The following is a 17,809-nucleotide window of genomic DNA, read 5'->3' on the forward strand; positions in this document are numbered from 1 at the left end:
ACTCGACGCCGAGTGACGCATTTGCAAATGCGTCACTCGGCGTCAGTTGCGTCAGTCGGCGGTCGAGGCGGGGAAGCGGGCGGACGCCAACTGCCGCGAGTGCGCGACGAGCCGTCCGGTGGAATCCCACACCTGGCAGTCCTCGTTGAGCAGCCCGCCCGCGACGTGCTCGGTGTGCAGCCGCAGCTGCAGCCAACCCGGCGCCGGTGTGCCGCGCACATAACCGGTGAACTCCACGGTCGGCACCCAGCCCACCGACCCGAGATCGAACGACACCGGCGGGAACGCGTCGAGCGCCAGCAACAGGCTCACCGCGTCGAAATCGGTGCCGTCCGCGAGCCGCAACCAGCCACGCAGCTCGCCCGCACCGCTCGGCGTGCCCAGGGCCCAACCGACGGTGGCGGGGTCCATCCGCAGGTCGAGGCGTCGGAGGAAGCCGGAGTCGAGCAGCACGTTCGGCGGCGCATCCTTCGCGGAGGCGCACTGCTCCGGTGGCGGAATAGACGGTGCCGCAACGGTTTTCAGCACCGGTTCGGCGTACCTTTCGAGGTCGCCCAGTGTCACGTGGGCGCGCAGCCGCTCCACCTCGTCTCCGTCGTCCTGCTGTATGACGCTGACCTGCGCTGTGGTCATCGAGCGACCGACACGCAGGATCGTCGGGTGCAGCAGCACCGGACCCGGGCCGCCGGGGGAGAGGAACACAGCGGAGAGGCTCAACGGATCCCGGTGGCCGCCCCCGGCGACGCTGCAACCGGCTGCGGCCTTGCCGGCAAGTGCCATCAGCAGGCCGCCGTTGGTCGCCGTCCCGATCGCCCAATCGTCGCTGAGTTCGCCGGTCCAGTCGTGGCCGGATCGCTCCAGCCGGAGCGCGGCACCGAGTTCGCTCATGCGGGGTCCCCGCGAAGTATCGCAGGAGCGCAGCGGGGGAGAGTTTCGTGGGGTGCCATGGCGCCATCATGACCGACGGTTACCGGTCGGTATCGCTGGGGAGCAGTCGCCGGCTGGCCCAGGCCCGGGCGACGCGGAAGCCGAGACGCTCGTAGATCGCGCGGGCGCGGTCGTTGTCGGCATACATGCCGAGGCTGCAGACGCCGTACTCGTCGACCGCCTGCCGGGCGAGGCCGGAGGTGACGGCGACGCCGAGGCCGCGCCCGCGCGCCCGCGGGTGGACGACGATGCCGGCCAGGTGCGGCGCACCTGCGGGGGTCAGGTGAATGGCGCCGGCGGCGATCAGCCGACCGGACTCCCGTGCGCCGAGCCAGAGTCGGGTCCGGCCGGTGCCGGGTTCGGACTCGGCGGTCGGATTGCCGACCTGGTTCAGGGCGGTGATCTCGGCAGCGTCCCGCAGGTCGTCCAGTTCGACGAGTTCCGGCTCGGCCGGTGCGCGCGGCGGCGCGAGCTCGGTCCACATCCAGTCCCAGTCGCCGCCGGCCGCGAGCCGGCTACCGAGCCGTTGTTGCACCAGCGCCAGGAACTGCCGCTCAACCGCGAGTCCGTTGACGTCCGGGGGCAGTTCCTCGAGTACGGCGTCCAGCAGTGCGGGCACGTCCTGGCCACCCAGCACCGAGATGCCGTGGATGTGACGGGAGTGTGAATGGCGCTGGAACGCAACGGCATCACCGTGCACCCAGATGTCGGAGGTATGCGGGTGTGCGAGGTCCCATCGCAGGAAGGGATCCTCGGGGAACAATTCGTGCAGTGCGTCGCCCGGGAGGCGGCGAATCATGGTGTCCGGCACGGGCATTAGCGTGTCATGGGTGTCCGATGATCTGTTCAGCGCCACTGGCGACGACACCTCCGGTGGAGCGACGAGCGCGCCGCTCGCCGTCCGGATGCGACCGCGCTCGGTGGAGGAGGTCCGCGGCCAGCGCGACGCGCTCCAGCAGGGCAGTCCGCTGCGCCGGTTGATCGAGGGCGCACGCGGGGCGGCCGGGCCGATCTCGGCGATCCTGTGGGGGCCACCCGGCACCGGCAAGACGACGCTTGCCCACCTGGTCGCCCATGCTGCGGACCGGCGCTTCGTCGAGCTGTCGGCGATCAACGCCGGCGTCAAGGACGTCCGCGCGGTGATGGAGCAGGCCACTCGCGACCGCAGCCTCTACGGGCGCCAGACGGTGCTGTTCCTCGACGAGATCCATCGGTTCAGCAAGGCGCAACAGGACGCCTTGCTGCCGGGTGTCGAGAACCGGCTGGTCGTCCTTGTCGCGGCCACGACCGAGAATCCGAGCTTCAGCGTCATCGCGCCGCTGCTCTCCCGCTCGATGCTGGTGCGGCTGGAGTCACTCGACGACGACGACGTCGCTGCATTGCTGGGCGACGCGGTGACCGAGCCCCGAGGTCTGGCAGGGAAGTTCACTCTCTCCGACGAGGGCCGCGCGCACTTGGTCCGGATGGCCGGCGGCGATGCTCGGCGGTCTCTGACGGCTCTGGAAGCGGCGGCGGGCGTCGCCCAGGACGCCGCCGGGCCGGAGGTGCACCCGATCCCCATCGAGCTGGCGCATGTCGAGCAGGCGATGGCGACTGCGGCGGTGCGCTATGACCGTGCGGGTGATCAGCATTACGACGTGGCCAGCGCGCTCATCAAGTCGATGCGCGGCAGCGACGTCGACGCGGCGCTGCACTACCTGGCACGCATGCTGGAGGCCGGCGAGGACCCGCGCTTCATCGCCCGGAGGATCGTGATCAGCGCCAGCGAGGACGTCGGTATGGCGGACCCGACCGCCCTGCAGACGGCTGTCGCGGCGATGCACGCGGTCGCCCAGATCGGTATGCCGGAGGCGCGCATCATCCTGGGCCAGGCGGTCGTGCACAACGCGCTCGCGCCGAAGTCGAACGCCGCATACCGCGGCATCAACGCGGCCATCGAGGACGTCCGCGCCGGCCGCGGGGGAGCGGTGCCGCCGCACCTACGGGGTTCGGGGTATGTCGGCGCGGCCGCGTGGGGGCACGGCGACGGCTACCGCTACACCCACGACGAGCCGTCCGGCGTCGGTCACCAGCAGTTCCTCCCGGACGACCTGGTCGACGCCGACTACTACCGACCCACCGACCGGGGATGGGAGCAGAACCTCGGTCCGCGGTGGCTGTCGCTGCGCTCGGTCATCCGAGGTACGGACGATCAGGCCAATTGAGCCCGCGCCGGTGAGGCGTGATGGTAAACAAGTAACGATCTCGTTTCGCCGGCTGTAAATGCCGCACGCGCCATGGGTGTTCGTGGCAGCGTTCAGAGATCGTCCCGTCGCTTCACCGAATCGGAGATAAACATGCGTAGGTCGAGCAAGATCGCCGCGGCCGTGGTCATGATCGCCATGCCGTTGGCCGCGTGCAGCAGCAGCGGCCCGAGCAGCAAGAGCAACAACTCGTCGAAGTCGTCGTCGAGTCCCAGGGCCAAGGTGAAGTCCTCGGCGATGGACGCCTCGGTCAAGGGCCCCGCGCCGGAGATCTCCGGGGCGAAGAAGGGCGGGACGCTGACGATCACCGACGCCGGCGCGCCGCCGACCTTCGACCCCGCCGGCGCCTACTACGAGTTCTCGATGACGATCCTGTCCGAGCTGGTGACGCGCGGTCTGACCGGTTACCAGGTGAGCAAGGACGGTGTCTCCACGCTGGTGCCCGACCTGGCGCAAGGTCTGGGCAAGGAGTCCGCGGACGGCAAGACCTGGACCTTCAAGATCAAGCCGGGCATGAAGTACAGCAACGGCCAGCCGGTCAAGGCGGCCGACTTCGTCTACGCCATCAAACGGTCCTTCGACGAGAACCTCGGCGGCAACGGCCCCGTGCCCTACCTGAAGACCTACCTCGTCGGTGGTGACACCTACCAGGGCCCGTTCAAGGATGCCGGCAAGGACTTCCAGGGCGTCACCTCGCAGGGCGACGACACCGTCATCTTCCACCTCACCCGCAAGTGGCCGACGCTGCCCTACTACCTGGCGTTCCCCGCCGCGAGCCCGGTGCCACAATCGGCGGAGAAGAAGGCCGCCTATGAGAAGGACCCGCTGGCCACCGGCCCCTACCAGTTCAAGAGCTTCAGCAAGGGCACCAGCATCGTGCTGGAGAAGAACCCCCAGTGGGACGCACAGTCGGACCCGATCCGGCACCAGTACCCGGACACCATCGACGTCAAGCTCGGCGTCACCGCGTTGACCCAGCAGCAGCAGATCCTGGCCAACTCCGGATCCGGCGCGACGACCGTCGACATCTCCGGACTGGATGCCAGTCTGAGCTCGAAGGTCAACTCGCAGGCCAAGCAGATCGTCTTCGGACCGTCTCCGTGCGAGGCCTATCTGCCGCTGGACTCCCAGAAGATCCCGCTCGAGGTCCGTAAGGCGATCGCGATCGCCTACCCGTACGACCAATCCCGCAAGGCGGTGGGTGACAGCTCCCTGACCTTGGATCCGGCGACGACCTACGCGCCGCCCCAGGTGCCGGGGATCCAGCAGTACCCCCCGGTCAACGGTCTCATCGGCAAGGGCAGCGGCGACCCGGCCAAGGCCAAGGCGATGCTGAAGAAGGCGGGCAAGCTGGGCTTCGAGCTGTCTTGGTACTACGTGAGCGACAAGACCGAGGACGTGGCCGAGAACAACGCCAAGAAGGCGGCGTTCCAGGAGGCCGGGTTCAAGGTCAAGGACGTCCCGGTCAGCCAGGCCGAGTTCTCCGAGAAGATCAACGACCCCAACGCTCCGGAGAATGTCGGGCAGGGCATCCAGTCGTGGTGCTACGACTGGCCGTCCGGCGACTCGATCTACCCGCAGCTGTTCAGCTCGACGACTGCCAAGGACGGTCGCTCCGTCGCCAACCTGCGCGACGCGGCGATCGACAAGGAGCTCAACCGGATCAGCGCGATGGACCCGACGGCCGCGGAGCCGGAGTGGCTGGCCTTCGACAAGAAGATGACCGAGCAGGTCATGGGTCTCCCACTGTCCTACTCCAAGGCGAGCTCGGTGCTCGGCAACAAGGTGCACAATGTGATCCCCGATCCGACCCACGGTCTGCCCGATTTCGCACAGATCTGGGTGGGCTGAGGCACAACTCACACAATGTAACGATTAGGTGACCTTCACCTTGACTAGTTCCGGGTCCCCGTCCGCTGTGGCATCGTTGTGCCGTCGCAGCGGGCGGGGGCACGGCTGAGTGACCACGAAAGCGTCGGCGGTTCTGACGAAGCCGGCATCCAAAACTCGTATGGAGGATCGATGACCTCTGGGCCAGGCGGCGTCAACGAGACGCTCACCGAGGTCGGTGAAGTTCACCACACCGACGGTTCAACGGATGTCCTGGGCAAGACGGATCACGGAGACGACGGGGGGCAGAAGAGCAAGTCGCCGGCGCAGATCGCGTTCGCGCGATTGCGCAAGGACCGCATCGCCGTCACTTGCGCGGTCATCATCGTGCTCTTCCTCTTGATGGGCATCTTCGCCCCGCTCATCGCGGGCATCGAAGGCCAATCGCCGACGGCGCCCAACTACAATCTGATCGGCGACGACAACCTGCCGACGTTCTACACCAACGGGTCGCACTGGCTGGGCATCACGTCCAACACCGGGTACGACGTCTTCGCGCGGTTCGTCTACGGCATCCGGCCGTCCTTCTCGATCGCCCTGATCGTCACCGTCGTGACCACCATCATCGGCGTGGTCCTCGGCCTGGTCAGCGGCTTCTTCGGCGGCTGGATCGACCGTGTCATCGGCTGGTTCGTCGACCTGGTGCTGTCTCTGCCGTTCCTGCTCTTCGCGATCGCGCTGGTGCCGATCATGAGCAACTACCTGGTGCCCGGCGGACAGGCGACGTCCAGTGAGCAGCAGAAGATCCGTATTGCCGCAGTCTTCATCGCGCTGACCATCTTCGGCTGGGCGGGCCTGTGCCGCCTGATCCGCGGCGAGGTGCTGGCCCTGCGCGAGAAGGAGTTCGTGCAGGCGGCCCGGTCGCTCGGATCGCCCACCGGACGCATCCTCTTCAAGGAGATGCTGCCCAACCTGACCAGCGTGATCCTGGTGGCGTTCACCACGTCCCTTCCGGCGCTGATCGGACTCGAAGCCGGGCTTTCCTACCTCGGCGTGGGCATCAGCCTGCCGACCGCGGACTGGGGCCTCGACATCTCACTGGGTCAGCAGCAGATGCAGGCCTTCCCGTTGCCGATGCTCGTGCCGCTCGCCGGATTGCTCCTCCTCGTGCTGTGCCTCAGCCTGCTGGGCGACGCGGTGTCCGACGCCTTCAACCCCAACACCCGGCGCTGACGCCCGGGTTCCGGCACCTCTGACACACGGCACGACACATCACAGACTCTTTCCGGGCTGTGCCGGAAAGTAACGAAAAAGGGAGAAACACAAATGCGCTGGACGAAAATGGTCGCGCTGACCGCTGCAGGTTTCACTGCGGTGTCGTTGGCCGCCTGCAGCAGCGGAGGTCCGTCAGGCAGCGGCAGCAGCAACGGCGGCGGCAGCGGCAACAACACCGCGGCCGCGGAGCAGACGAAGGCCGCCCAGGCCGTGACCAACCCCGACCTGAAGGGCCCGGCGCCGGAGGTCAAGGGTGCCAAGAAGGGCGGCACGATCTACATCGACGACTCGTCGAACCCGCCCACCATGGACCCGGCCGGCATCTACTACGTCGACTCCAACGCGTTCGCGACGCAGTACCTCTACCGCACGCTGACGCAGTACCAGATCGTCAACGGCAAGCCGGTGCTCGTGCCGGACCTCGCGACCAACGTCGGCACCCCGTCCGCGGATGGTCTGACCTGGACCTTCAAGATCAAGCCCGGCCTGAAGTACTCCGACGGCTCCCCGGTCAAGATCGAGGACTTCGTCTACGGCATCAAGCGCTCCTTCGCCAAGGAGAGCGTCGCCCTCAACGGCACCGACTACCAGCGTCAGTACCTGGTCGGTGGCAAGAGCTACCTGGGCCCGTACAAGCAGCCCAACGCCGACTTCAAGGGCGTCACCACCCAGGGCGACGACACCCTGGTCTTCCACCTGACCCAGAAGGTCCCCTCGTTCAACTACTTCGCCTCGTTCCCGGAGTTCACCCCGGTGCCCAAGGCCAAGGACACCAAGAACGACTACCAGAAGCACCCGCTGACCACCGGCCCCTACAAGGTGGACAGCTACAGCATCGGCTCCAAGATGGTGCTGTCCCGCAACACCAACTGGGACCCCAAGACCGACCCGGTGCGGCACGCCTACCCCGACAAGGTGCAGATCAACTTCGCGATCGTCGACCTGGCGTCGCAGCAGCGCATCCTGGCCAACAGCGGCGTGGGTTCCAACACCGTCAACATCGGCGCACTCGACTCCTCGCTGGAGTCGAAGGTGACCGGTGCGCAGAAGGACCAGTTCGCGCTCGGTCCCTCGTCCTGTGAGTACTACGTCAACATGAACGTCAACAAGATTCCGTTGAACGTTCGTAAGGCGATCGGCTACGCCTACCCGTGGAACCAGATCCGCAAGGCCAGCGGTACGTCCAAGATCAACCTGCAGCCGGCGACCACTTACGCGGCGCCCAGCCTGCAGGGCTACAAGAAGTACCCGCCGCTGCCCTACGCCACCGGCCAGGGCAACGGTGACCCGGCCAAGGCCAAGGAGATCCTGAAGAAGGCCGGCAAGCTCGGGTTCGAGCTGTCCTACTACTACACCGGCGACAACCCCCAGTCGGTGGCGGCCAACACCGCCCGTAAGGCCGGCCTGACGGCTGCCGGCTTCAAGGTGAAGGACCTCCCGATCCCCAAGGCGGAGCGCACCAAGAAGATCGCGGACCCGAACGCGCCGGTCAACATGCTGCAGGGCACCCCCGGCTGGTGCTACGACTGGCCGACCGGTGACTCGGTCTACCCGGTGCTGTTCAGCGGCGAGGGCATCCCCGACGGCACCACCGTCGGTCAGTTCAAGAACGCCGAGATCAATGCCAAGATGGACAAGATCGGCAAGATGGACCCGGAGAAGGCTGCGCCCGAGTGGGCGGCGCTGGACCAGGAGATCATGACCAAGTACGTGCCTGGTCTGCCGGACTACTACTCGATGAACACCGCGACGTTCGGCAAGAACGTCAAGAACGTCGGGTTGAACCCCATCATCAGCATGCCGAGCCTGTCCCAGCTCTGGGTCAGCAACTGACGCACGTCGTCACAACCACCGGTGACCGGGCTGGGGAGCGTCGGCTCCGCCATCCCGGTCACCGGCGGGTCATCATCTTTCGAGGAGCCACTACGTGATCGTCTACATCGCCCGGAGATTGCTGCTTGCGATCTCGGTGCTGTTCGCGACAATCGTGCTGACCTTCGGCCTGTTCTTCACCGGGCCGGCCAAGGACGGCGTCGCATACCAGATCTGCGGCACCAAGTGCACCAACCAGAAGGTGCACGACATCAACCACGCACTCGGCCTGGACAAGCCGGTCGTGTCGCAGTTCGGCACCTACCTCAAGGGTCTGGTCGCCGGTCGCGACATCACCAACGACGGTCAGGTGATCGGCCACTGCGACGCACCGTGTCTGGGCTGGTCCTACGTGCAGAGCCAGTCGGTGACCGACCAGGTCAAGCAGGTCATGCCGGTCACCTTCGCCATCGTCTTCGGCGGGATGATCGTCTACATCCCGGTGGGTCTGTTGCTCGGCGTGGTGTGTGGACGTAACCGTGGCTCACCCCTCGACCGTGTCCTCGTCGGCGTCTCCCAGGTGATCAGCGCGATGCCCTACTACGCGATCGCGCTCATCCTGAACCTCTACCTGATCTTCACCTGGAAGATCCTGCCGGCCACCGGTTACACGCCGCTGACGCAGGATCCGGGCACCTGGTTCAAGGGGTTCCTGGCGATCTGGATCATCTTCGGACTGTTCGCGGCCACCGCCTACGTGCGTTATGTGCGCGCCTTCATGATCAACACGCTGTCCAGCGACTTCGTGCGGACAGCCCGGTCCAAGGGCATCTCGGAGCGCCGCGTCGTCTGGCGGCACGCGTTGCGAGCGACGGTGGCTCCCTACCTGACCCTCATCGGGATCGATGTGGCCCTGCAGCTGTCGGGCTCCATCTTCACCGAGCAGGTGTTCAACGTGCGGGGCATCGGACGCCTCGGCCTGGACGCGATCAGCACGAATGACCTGCCGGTCATCGCGGGAACAGTCCTGGTCGGCGCGACGTTCATCGTCCTCGGAAACCTCCTCGTCGATCTGCTCTACGTTGCCGTCGACCCGACAGTGAAGCTGACATGACACAGACAACGACATCCCCGGCCGGTGAGCCGGGCACTCAGCGGCGTCCGCCGCTGGACCCCAACGCCCCGGTCATCCTCACGGTCGAGGACCTGCAGGTGCAGTTCCCGACCGAGGAGGGCCTGATCAGTGCGGTCAACGGTGTCTCCTACGAGGTGAAGGCCGGACAGACGCTGGCCATCGTGGGCGAGTCGGGGTCCGGTAAGAGCGTCTCGTCGATGGCGGTCATGGGCCTGCACGACCCCAAGCGCAGCCGGATCAGTGGTTCCATCAAGCTGGACGGCAAGGAGCTCGTCGGCCTGTCGCAGGCGGAGTTCCGCAAGCTGCGCAGCGAGACGGTCGCGATGATCTTCCAGGACCCGCAGTCCTCCCTGCACCCCTTCAAGAAGGTCGGTGCACAGATCGCCGAGGCCTATCTGGCGCACCACAAGGTCTCCAAGTCGGTGGCCGCCAAGCGCGCCGTCGAGATGCTGGACCGAGTGGGCGTGCCCAACCCGGACCGACGGGCCAAGCAGTACCCGTTCGAGTTCTCCGGGGGTATGCGGCAGCGGGCGATGATCGCGCTCGGGCTCGTCAACGACCCGAAGCTGCTCATCGCCGACGAACCGACGACCGCGTTGGACGTGACGGTCCAGGCGCAGATCCTGGACCTGATGAACGACCTGCAGCGTGAGTTCGGGTCGGCCATCATCATGATCACGCACGACCTGGCGGTCGTCGCGGAGGTCGCCGATCACGTGTTGGTGATGTATGCCGGCCGCAGCGTCGAGAAGGGGACCGCGCAGGAGGTGCTGGCCAACCCGCGCATGCCCTACACCTGGGGGCTGCTCAGCTCGGTGCCGTCATTGACGGCCGATGTCGGCTCGGACCTCAAGCCGATCCCGGGCAACCCGCCGAGCTTGCTGAACCTGCCCGACGGCTGCTCGTTCCGGCCTCGTTGTCCCTACTCGGACCGCGTGCCGGACAATCGGTGTGCGACCGAGATGCCGGAGTTCCTCCCGGTGCCGGGTGAGCCGGGACGCCTCACCCGTTGCCACCTGGCAGACCCCGCTGCGATCTTCGCCGACGAAGTCGCCCCCAACCTGGAGTGATCGATGACTGACAACACCACTGACGCTGCCGCAAGCGGCAGCACCGTCGACATCACCAAGGGGAGCGGCGAGTCGGCGGACGGCTCGGCGCATCCGGCGGAGCAGCCGATCGTGCACGAGTCGTCGCGTGAGCGTGACGTCCTGCTGACCGTCAAGGACCTGGTGAAGCACTTCCCGGTGAAGGAATACACCGGGTTGTTCCCCAAGACCCTGCAGACGCGCGCGGTCGATGGGGTGAGCTTCGATCTGGCCAAGGGTGAGACGCTCGGCCTGGTGGGAGAGTCCGGCTGTGGCAAGACCACGACCGGTCGCCTGGTGACCCGCTTGCTGGAACCCACCTCCGGCTCGATCGAGTTCGAGGGACGTGAGATCGCCGACCTCAAGGAGAAGGCGCTCCGGCCGATGCGCCGGGACATCCAGATGATCTTCCAGGACCCCTACGGGTCGCTGAACCCGCGGTTCACGGTGCTGAAGATCATCGGTGCGCCGCTGGAGATCCATGGCATCGTGCCGAAGAACAAGATCAAGGCCCGGGTGCAGGAGCTGCTGGAGACGGTCGGGCTGAACCCCGAGCACGTCAATCGTTATCCGAACGAGTTCTCCGGCGGACAGCGCCAGCGGATCGGCATCGCCCGCGCACTGGCGGTGGAACCGAAGGTCGTCGTGGCCGACGAGCCGGTGTCCGCGCTCGACGTGTCGATCCAGGCGCAGGTCATGAACCTCATGAGCCAGCTGCGCCGTGACCTGGGCATCGCCTTCGTCTTCATCGCGCACGACCTCGGCATCGTGCGGCACTTCTGCGACCGCATCGCCGTCATGTATCTCGGCAAGGTCGTCGAACTCGGCGACCGCGAGGACATCTACGAGAAGCCGCAACACCCCTACACCCAGGCGCTGCTGTCGGCGGCTCCTGACCTCAACGTGGTCCGGGGCGCGGTGCCGAACGAACGCATCCGACTGATCGGCGACGTGCCCAGCCCGATCGACCCCCCGAGCGGCTGCCGGTTCCGGACCCGTTGCTGGAAGGCGCAGGAGATCTGTGCCGCCGAGGAGCCGCTGCTCGAGCCGGAGGAGGGCAAACCCGCGCACACGATCGCCTGCCACTTCCCCGAGGTGAAGCCGGACCTGGTCGTGGAGGCGGACGCTTCCTGACCGGCCGGCCCCACCGTGAGCCGGAAGTGATCGTCTGACGGCCCCGTCCCACCACCCGGTGGGACGGGGCCGTCGTCGTGTGCCGGACGCCGCCGGCCCGGCAGGTATGCCGGAGAGGGCGGTTCCGTTCGGTACGCTGGACAGCAATCATGGAAGAGCACTCATGAACGTGTCCCTGGGGGACCTGGCCGGGATGATCGCCGCACTGGCGTTCGTCGTGCTCGTGCTGCGCCTGGGCGCGGTGATCGGCAAGGCCGGCAAGGTGCTGGACGAGACGCGCGCGGGGGTCCGCGAGATCACCGACGAGACCGTGCCGTTGTTGCGTGAAGTGACCGACACCGTTGCCGCGACCGGTCAGCAGGTGGCCCGGCTGGACACGATCTCCTCCAACGTCGCGACGATGACCACCAATGTGAGCGCGTTGACCTCGGTCGCGACGGCGACCGTGGGGCGTCCGCTGATCAAGCTCGCGGCCTTCTCCTACGGGTTACGGTCCGCGGTCGAGTCGCGGCGGGTGAAGCCGTCGAACACCATGGGTGACCGCAGATGAAGTGGTGGGTCCCCGCCGTTCTGGTGGCCACCGGCGTGGCGTTCGCCGGTCGCCGCGCGGGTCGTGAAGAGGCGACGCGGTTCCGGGCCGACGTCCGCCGCGGTATGGCGCAGCGCGAGGCGCAACTGCGCGAGGTGCTGGCAGCCGACACCCGGCTGACACTGCCGGGCGAGCGGATCGACGGCGCGCGAGCTATCGAGGGCCGGTAAGGCCCCGCCTTCGACCAGTTTGCCCAGTCCACGCTGATCGAGCAGCGACGACCGAGCGTGTCGAGGTCAAGTCCATCGGACACATGATCTCGACACGGGCTCGCCCTACTCGACCGACGTGCCCCAGTCGCTCCTCGACCGACGATGTGAGACGTAAAGGAATTGATGATGGAAACCGCGGAGATCCGCCGACGCTGGCTGGACTACTTCGAACGGAACAAGCACACCGTGGTGCCTTCCGCCCCCTTGATCTACGACGACCCCAACCTGCTGTTCGTCAACGCCGGCATGGTGCCGTTCAAGCCCTACTTCCTGGGCCAGCAGACGCCGCCGTGGGACCGCGCCACCAGCGTGCAGAAGTGCGTCCGCACCGGCGACATCGAAGAGGTCGGCAAGACGTCCCGGCACGGCACGTTCTTCCAGATGAACGGCAACTTCAGCTTCGGCGACTACTTCAAGGAAGGCGCCATCCGACTGGCCTGGGGCCTGATCACCGCCTCCGTCGACGAGGGCGGTTACGGCCTGGACCCGGAGCGGATCTGGCCGACGGTCTACATCGACGACGACGAGGCGTTCGCGATCTGGCACGAGCAGATCGGCATACCCACCGACCGCATCACCCGCCGGGACGCCAACGACAACTACTGGCACATGGGTGTGCCCGGTCCCGGCGGCCCGAGCTCCGAACTGTTCTACGACCGCGGGTCCGAATACGGCCAGGACGGTGGGCCGGCGGTCGACGAGGACCGTTACATGGAGTTCTGGAACCTCGTGTTCATGCAGGAGGAGCTCTCGGCGGTCCGCAGCAAGCCGGACTTCGACGTCGCCGGTCCGTTGCCCAAGCGCAACATCGACACCGGCATGGGCCTGGAACGTATGGCGACCCTGCTGCAAGGCAAGGACAACCTCTACGAGATCGACGAGGTCTACCCGGTGCTGGCCAAGGCCGCCCAGATGACCGGCAAGGTCTACGGCGCGCACTCCGGCCACGCGGCCACCTCCAGTCACCCGGACGACGTGCACCTGCGGGTCGTCGCTGACCACGTGCGGTCCTCGCTGATGCTGATCGGCGACGGCGTCACGCCGGGCAACGAGGGGCGCGGCTACGTGCTGCGGCGCATGCTGCGCCGTGCGGTGCGTGCCATGCGGTTGCTCGGCTACGGCGACAAGGTGCTGCCGCAGCTGCTGCCCGTCAGCCTCGACCGGATGAAGGCCTCCTACCCGGAGCTGGAAACCGATTTCGGCCGGATCAGCCAGATCGCGTACGGCGAGGAGGACGCCTTCCGGCGCACGCTCGACCAAGGCACCACGATCCTGGACACCGCGGTGACCAAGGCGAAGCAGTCCTCGGCGGCGCTGGGCGGCAGCAGCACGCCGACCCTGCCCGGGTCGGAGGCGTTCGCGCTGCACGACACCTACGGCTTCCCGATCGACCTGACCCTCGAGATGGCCGCCGAGCAAGGCGTCGCCGTCGACCGTGAGGGCTTCGTCCGGTTGATGACCGAGCAGCGCGAGCGAGCCAAGGCGGACGCCAAGGCGAAGAAGAGCGGGCACGCGCACACCGAGATCTGGAAGGAACTGCGCGAGCTCGGAGCTACCGATTGGCAGGCCTATCAGGCCCTCTCGACCGAAGGCACGGTTGTCGGCCTCGTCTCGGACGGGCAACGGGTCGACGGGCTCGAGCAGGGCGCGACCGGCCAGGTCGTGCTGGACCGGACCACGTTCTACGCCGAGTCCGGCGGTCAGATCGCCGACGAGGGCATCATCACCACCCCGACCGGCCGGTTGCGCGTGCTCGATGTCCAGCGGCCGGTCAAGGGCTTGGTCGTGCACACCGTCGAGGTGGCGACCGGTGAGGTCAAGGTCGGTGAACAGGTGGAGGCGCAGGTCGACCCCGACTGGCGCATCTCGGCCTGCCAGGCGCACTCGGGCACCCACGTGGTGCACGCGGCGCTGCGGCAGGTGCTCGGCCCGTCGGCGCTGCAGAGCGGCTCGTACAACAAGCCGGGCTACCTGCGGCTCGACTTCGCCTGGAACAGCGCGCTGTCGGCGGAGACCCGCTCGGAGATCGAGGAGGTCGCCAACCTGGCGGTGCGCCAGGACCTGCCGGTCTCCTCGCAGTACATGACATTGCCCGAAGCCCGCGAGTGGGGCGCGCTGGCACTGTTCGGCGAGACGTATGACGAGCAGGTCCGGGTCATCGAGATCGGCGGACCCTGGTCCCGCGAGCTCTGCGGTGGCACACACGTCGCACACTCCTCGCAGGTCGGCGCCCTGACCCTCACGGGCGAGTCGTCCGTCGGCTCCGGCGTGCGCCGCGTCGAAGCGTTCGTCGGCATGGAGGCGCTGCGCTACCTGGCCAAGGAACGCGCGATCGTCGCGGAGCTCGGGCGACTGGTCAAGGCACAGCCGGGCGAGCTGCGCGAACGGGTCGAGGAACTCCTCACCCGGGTCAAGACGGCCGAGCGGGAGATCGCGACGCTGCGGCAGCAGCAGTTGCAGGCGCAGGCCGGGGAACTGCTCGCCGGCGCCTCCGACATCGGCGGTGTGCGGGTGCTGACCCACGACGGCGGCGACCTGGGTGCGGACGAGGTCCGGTCCCTGGTCACCGGGCTGCGCAGCCGTCTCGGTGACGAGCAACCCTCCGTCGTCGCGGTGACCGGAGCGGCCAAGGGCCGGCCGCTGATCGTCGTGGCCACCAATGCCGCCGCCCGGGACCGCGGCATCAGGGCCGGCGACCTGGTGCGCACGGCGGCCGGGGTGCTCGGCGGTGGCGGGGGTGGCAAGCCGGACATCGCCCAGGGCGGCGGCACCGACGCGTCGGCCGTCGGCGCGGCGCTCGAAGCGGTCGAGGGACAACTGCACAACCTCACTGGAGTCCGGTGAGGTACGGGGTCCGGATCGGCGTCGACGTGGGCAGTGTCCGCGTCGGCGTCGCCGCGTGCGACCCGGACGGCGTGCTCGCGACGCCGGTCCGGACCCTGCGGCGAGCGGGCGACGAGTCCGACATACAGGAAGTGGCCGAGTTGTCCGCCGACCGTGCCGCGATCGAGGTGGTGGTGGGTCTGCCGTTGTCCCTGGACGGGCGCGAGCACGCTGCTGCCGATGCCGCCCGCGGGTGGGCGAAGGCGTTGCGGCGTCGGGCGCCCGGGCTCGCGGTGCGGCTCGTCGACGAGCGGATGACCACCGTCGACGCGCACCGCGCCATGCAGGCCAGTGGGCTGCGGTCGAGGCAGCGGCGCGAGGTGGTCGACCAGCAGGCCGCCGTGCTGATCCTGCAGGCCGCGCTTGACGCGGAGCGCGTTTCCGGCCAACCTGCCGGAGAACTCGTCGGCGGACGCAAGCCACGGCACTCGCGCTCCCGAACCGACACGGAAAGGTCACGGTGAACACTTCTCCCGACGGGACGTCCGCGGACGATCCCGCTCCGCGCACGCGCCGTGAAGCACGCGACCGAGCCCGGCAGGCCGCCGCGGGCCAAGGCAGCGGTCCGGCGGCGCCGACCCGGTCCGCCCCCCGGCAACCGGACTCCTCCCAGGACGAGACGACCGAGTTCGTCGCGGTGTCCGTGGCGGACGACGGGTGGACCGGCTTCCACGACTGGGCCAGCGAGGACGACCACGGCGGGCCCGACCGGCACACGTCGTACGAGGAACAGCAGCGTCACCGCAGGCGCCGCGCGGGCCGCTCGTGCCTGCTGCTGGTGCTCCTCATGGTGCTGGTGCTGGCGGGCGCGGGTTACGCGGCCAGCAAGGTCGGCCGGATCAGCCTGCCGGGGATGAGCAAGGGCGTTCCGGACTACACCGGCACGGGCAGTGGTTCGGTGACCATCGTGGTCAAGGAAGGGGACACCGGGACGGCGATCGCCCAGACCTTGCTCAAAGCCGGCGTGGTCAAGTCCTCGGCGGCGTTCGTGCAGGCGGCGTCGACCAGCCGCGACTTCGGGCGGATCCAGCCGGGCCGCTACACGCTGCACGAGAAGATGAGCGCGCAGTCCGCGCTGGCCATGATGCTGGACCCCAAGAGCTTCCAAAGCACCGGCATCACGGTCCCCGAGGGCCTGTGGGCGCGTCAGATCTTCCAGTTGCTGTCCAAGCAGACCGGTGTCCCGGTCGCCGACTACCAGAAGGTCACCGCGCAGTCGATCGGCCTGCCGGCCGCCGCCACAGGACACCTCGAGGGTTACCTCTTCCCGTCGACCTACAACTTCGCCAAGGGATCGACCGCGCAGCAACAGCTGCAGACGATGGCCGACGAATGGCGCAAGAAGATCGCACCCCTGCACATCCCGCAGAACCGACTCCACGAGGTGATGGTGGTCGCGTCGCTGGTCGAGGCCGAGTCCCGGCTGGCCGAGGACGGACCGAAGGTCGCCCGGGTCATCCAGAACCGCGTGACCAAGGGCATGCCGTTGCAGCTGGACTCGACGATCCATTACGCCGAGAAGAAGCGCGGCACCATCACCACGACGGACCAGGAACGCGCCAGGAAAGGGCCGTACAACTCCTATCTCAACACCGGGCTGCCGCCCACGCCGATCAACAACCCGGGTCTGGCCGCGATCAAGGCCGCGCTGCACCCGGCGAACGGCAACTGGCTCTACTTCGTGACGGTGAACCCGGAGACGGGCAAGACCCTCTTCGCCGACACCTATGCCGAACAACAGCAGAACGAGCAGGTGTTCCACGCGTGGTGTCAGAAACATCCGGGCAAGTGCTGACCCGGCATCGCGCCGCAGTCCTGGGCAAGCCGATCGCCCACTCGATGTCACCGGTGCTGCACCGCGCCGCCTACGCAGCGCTCGGTATGACGGACTGGTCCTACGACATACGAGAGTGCGACACCGCCTCCTTGCGGGAACTCGTCTCCGGACTGGGGCCGACCTGGCGCGGCCTGTCGCTGACGATGCCGCTGAAGGAGGAGGCACTGCTGATCGCCGACAGCTCCAGCGACGTGGCGCGGCGCACCGGCGCGGTCAACACGCTGTTGCGGGACGGGCGCGGCTGGCACGGCGAGAACACCGATGTGGCCGGCATCCGTGAGGCGCTGCGGGACGCCGGCGTCCGGGCCGGCACGGTGCCGCAGGCCGTGGTCGTCGGATCCGGCGCCACCGCGCGGTCGGCGCTGGCGGCACTGGCCGAACTCGGCGTGCCGGAGGTCGTCTTCGTCGTACGCCGTGACGTGCGCGCGTCCACCCTGGCGCAGGCACGCGACCACGGGTTCCGGATCGTGACAGTAGGGGAGTCGGGCGGCCCCCGGGACGGTGCCGCGGCGGTGCTGCAGGCGCCGCTGGTGGTCAGCACGGTGCCGGCGGGTGCCGCCGACGCGCTCGCCGACGCGGTGGCGGCAGCAGCCTCCGCCGGGGCCACGATCGCCCCCGGCCAGGTCCTGCTCGACGTCGTGTATGCCGGGTGGCCCACCGCGCTCGCGGCGACAACCGCGGCATACGGTGCTCGCATCGTGCCCGGGATCGAGATGCTGATCCATCAGGGTGCGGCACAGTTCGAGTTGATGACCGGCACGCCGGCGCCGCTGGACGTCATGCAACGCGCGGGCCGCTCGGCTGCACTCAGCTGAGCCCTTCTCGCCATACGGCGCGGCATACC

Annotated in this window: 16 protein-coding genes; 13 read left to right on the forward strand and 3 right to left on the reverse strand. The window is 67.8% G+C overall.

The window, feature by feature from the left end; genetic code table 11:
• Positions 1-51 precede the first annotated feature (51 nt).
• Positions 52-888, reverse strand: a complete 837-nt coding sequence (locus tag ACYVBN_RS16055; RefSeq protein WP_460601397.1) for a thioesterase family protein — start codon at positions 886-888, stop codon at positions 52-54.
• Between the two features lie 79 nt (positions 889-967).
• Positions 968-1,738, reverse strand: a complete 771-nt coding sequence (locus tag ACYVBN_RS16060; protein ID WP_460601398.1) for a GNAT family N-acetyltransferase — start codon at positions 1,736-1,738, stop codon at positions 968-970.
• 19 nt (positions 1,739-1,757) lie between these two features.
• On the opposite strand from ACYVBN_RS16060, the gene ACYVBN_RS16065 reads away from it, so the two are divergent.
• Positions 1,758-3,131, forward strand: a complete 1,374-nt coding sequence (locus tag ACYVBN_RS16065) for a replication-associated recombination protein A (protein WP_460601399.1) — start codon at positions 1,758-1,760, stop codon at positions 3,129-3,131.
• A gap of 92 nt (positions 3,132-3,223) precedes the next feature.
• Here ACYVBN_RS16065 and ACYVBN_RS16070 read toward each other — a convergent pair whose 3' ends face one another.
• Positions 3,224-3,424, reverse strand: a complete 201-nt coding sequence (locus tag ACYVBN_RS16070) for a hypothetical protein (protein WP_440282654.1) — start codon at positions 3,422-3,424, stop codon at positions 3,224-3,226.
• Here ACYVBN_RS16070 and ACYVBN_RS16075 point away from each other — a divergent pair.
• The 12 genes from ACYVBN_RS16075 (at position 3,408) to ACYVBN_RS16130 (ending at position 17,780) form a co-directional block, all read left to right on the forward strand.
• Positions 3,408-5,021: a periplasmic substrate-binding domain-containing protein gene (locus ACYVBN_RS16075; protein WP_460601400.1), complete on the forward strand. Its 1,614-nt coding sequence runs from the start codon at positions 3,408-3,410 to the stop codon at positions 5,019-5,021. The genes ACYVBN_RS16070 and ACYVBN_RS16075 overlap by 17 nt on opposite strands.
• A gap of 171 nt (positions 5,022-5,192) precedes the next feature.
• Positions 5,193-6,233, forward strand: coding sequence for an ABC transporter permease (locus tag ACYVBN_RS16080; protein ID WP_460601401.1), 1,041 nt, complete (start codon positions 5,193-5,195; stop codon positions 6,231-6,233).
• 93 nt (positions 6,234-6,326) lie between these two features.
• The gene (locus tag ACYVBN_RS16085; protein ID WP_460601402.1) at positions 6,327-8,108 is read left to right on the forward strand and encodes an ABC transporter substrate-binding protein; all 1,782 of its coding nucleotides are present in this window, start codon (positions 6,327-6,329) and stop codon (positions 8,106-8,108) included.
• 94 nt (positions 8,109-8,202) lie between these two features.
• Complete coding sequence (locus ACYVBN_RS16090; RefSeq protein ID WP_440282658.1) at positions 8,203-9,201, forward strand: ABC transporter permease; 999 nt, start codon at positions 8,203-8,205, stop codon at positions 9,199-9,201.
• The gene (locus ACYVBN_RS16095; protein WP_440282659.1) at positions 9,198-10,292 is read left to right on the forward strand and encodes an ABC transporter ATP-binding protein; all 1,095 of its coding nucleotides are present in this window, start codon (positions 9,198-9,200) and stop codon (positions 10,290-10,292) included. The genes ACYVBN_RS16090 and ACYVBN_RS16095 overlap by 4 nt, the downstream gene beginning before the upstream one ends.
• A gap of 3 nt (positions 10,293-10,295) precedes the next feature.
• Positions 10,296-11,444, forward strand: a complete 1,149-nt coding sequence (locus ACYVBN_RS16100; RefSeq protein WP_460601403.1) for an ABC transporter ATP-binding protein — start codon at positions 10,296-10,298, stop codon at positions 11,442-11,444.
• Positions 11,445-11,613: 169 nt separating this feature from the next.
• Positions 11,614-11,994, forward strand: coding sequence for a DUF948 domain-containing protein (locus ACYVBN_RS16105; RefSeq protein WP_460601544.1), 381 nt, complete (start codon positions 11,614-11,616; stop codon positions 11,992-11,994).
• Positions 11,991-12,203: a hypothetical protein gene (locus ACYVBN_RS16110; protein WP_460601404.1), complete on the forward strand. Its 213-nt coding sequence runs from the start codon at positions 11,991-11,993 to the stop codon at positions 12,201-12,203. Before ACYVBN_RS16105 ends, ACYVBN_RS16110 begins: the two co-directional genes overlap by 4 nt.
• 168 nt (positions 12,204-12,371) lie before the next feature.
• Positions 12,372-15,089: an alanine--tRNA ligase gene (gene alaS, locus ACYVBN_RS16115; RefSeq protein ID WP_460601405.1), complete on the forward strand. Its 2,718-nt coding sequence runs from the start codon at positions 12,372-12,374 to the stop codon at positions 15,087-15,089.
• The gene (ruvX, locus tag ACYVBN_RS16120; RefSeq protein WP_460601406.1) at positions 15,086-15,592 is read left to right on the forward strand and encodes a RuvX/YqgF family protein; all 507 of its coding nucleotides are present in this window, start codon (positions 15,086-15,088) and stop codon (positions 15,590-15,592) included. Before alaS ends, ruvX begins: the two co-directional genes overlap by 4 nt.
• A complete protein-coding gene (gene mltG, locus ACYVBN_RS16125; RefSeq protein ID WP_460601407.1) occupies positions 15,589-16,923 on the forward strand; it encodes an endolytic transglycosylase MltG in 1,335 nt (444 codons plus the stop codon). The genes ruvX and mltG overlap by 4 nt, the downstream gene beginning before the upstream one ends.
• Positions 16,893-17,780, forward strand: coding sequence for a shikimate dehydrogenase (locus ACYVBN_RS16130; RefSeq protein ID WP_440281116.1), 888 nt, complete (start codon positions 16,893-16,895; stop codon positions 17,778-17,780). The genes mltG and ACYVBN_RS16130 overlap by 31 nt, the downstream gene beginning before the upstream one ends.
• The last annotated feature ends 29 nt before the right edge of the window (positions 17,781-17,809 follow it).

The organism is Flexivirga lutea (assembly GCF_054778955.1).

Bases quoted from the DNA above. Each gene is read 5' to 3' on its own strand.
- alaS (WP_460601405.1), top strand. From the start codon at position 12,372: ATGGAAACCGCGGAGATCCGCCGACGCTGGCTGGACTACTTCGAACGG.
- ACYVBN_RS16095 (WP_440282659.1), top strand. From the start codon at position 9,198: ATGACACAGACAACGACATCCCCGGCCGGTGAGCCGGGCACTCAGCGG.
- ACYVBN_RS16075 (WP_460601400.1), top strand. From the start codon at position 3,408: ATGGACGCCTCGGTCAAGGGCCCCGCGCCGGAGATCTCCGGGGCGAAG.
- ACYVBN_RS16085 (WP_460601402.1), top strand. From the start codon at position 6,327: ATGCGCTGGACGAAAATGGTCGCGCTGACCGCTGCAGGTTTCACTGCG.
- ACYVBN_RS16080 (WP_460601401.1), top strand. From the start codon at position 5,193: ATGACCTCTGGGCCAGGCGGCGTCAACGAGACGCTCACCGAGGTCGGT.
- ACYVBN_RS16100 (WP_460601403.1), top strand. From the start codon at position 10,296: ATGACTGACAACACCACTGACGCTGCCGCAAGCGGCAGCACCGTCGAC.
- ACYVBN_RS16110 (WP_460601404.1), top strand. From the start codon at position 11,991: ATGAAGTGGTGGGTCCCCGCCGTTCTGGTGGCCACCGGCGTGGCGTTC.
- ACYVBN_RS16055 (WP_460601397.1), bottom strand. From the start codon at position 888: ATGAGCGAACTCGGTGCCGCGCTCCGGCTGGAGCGATCCGGCCACGAC.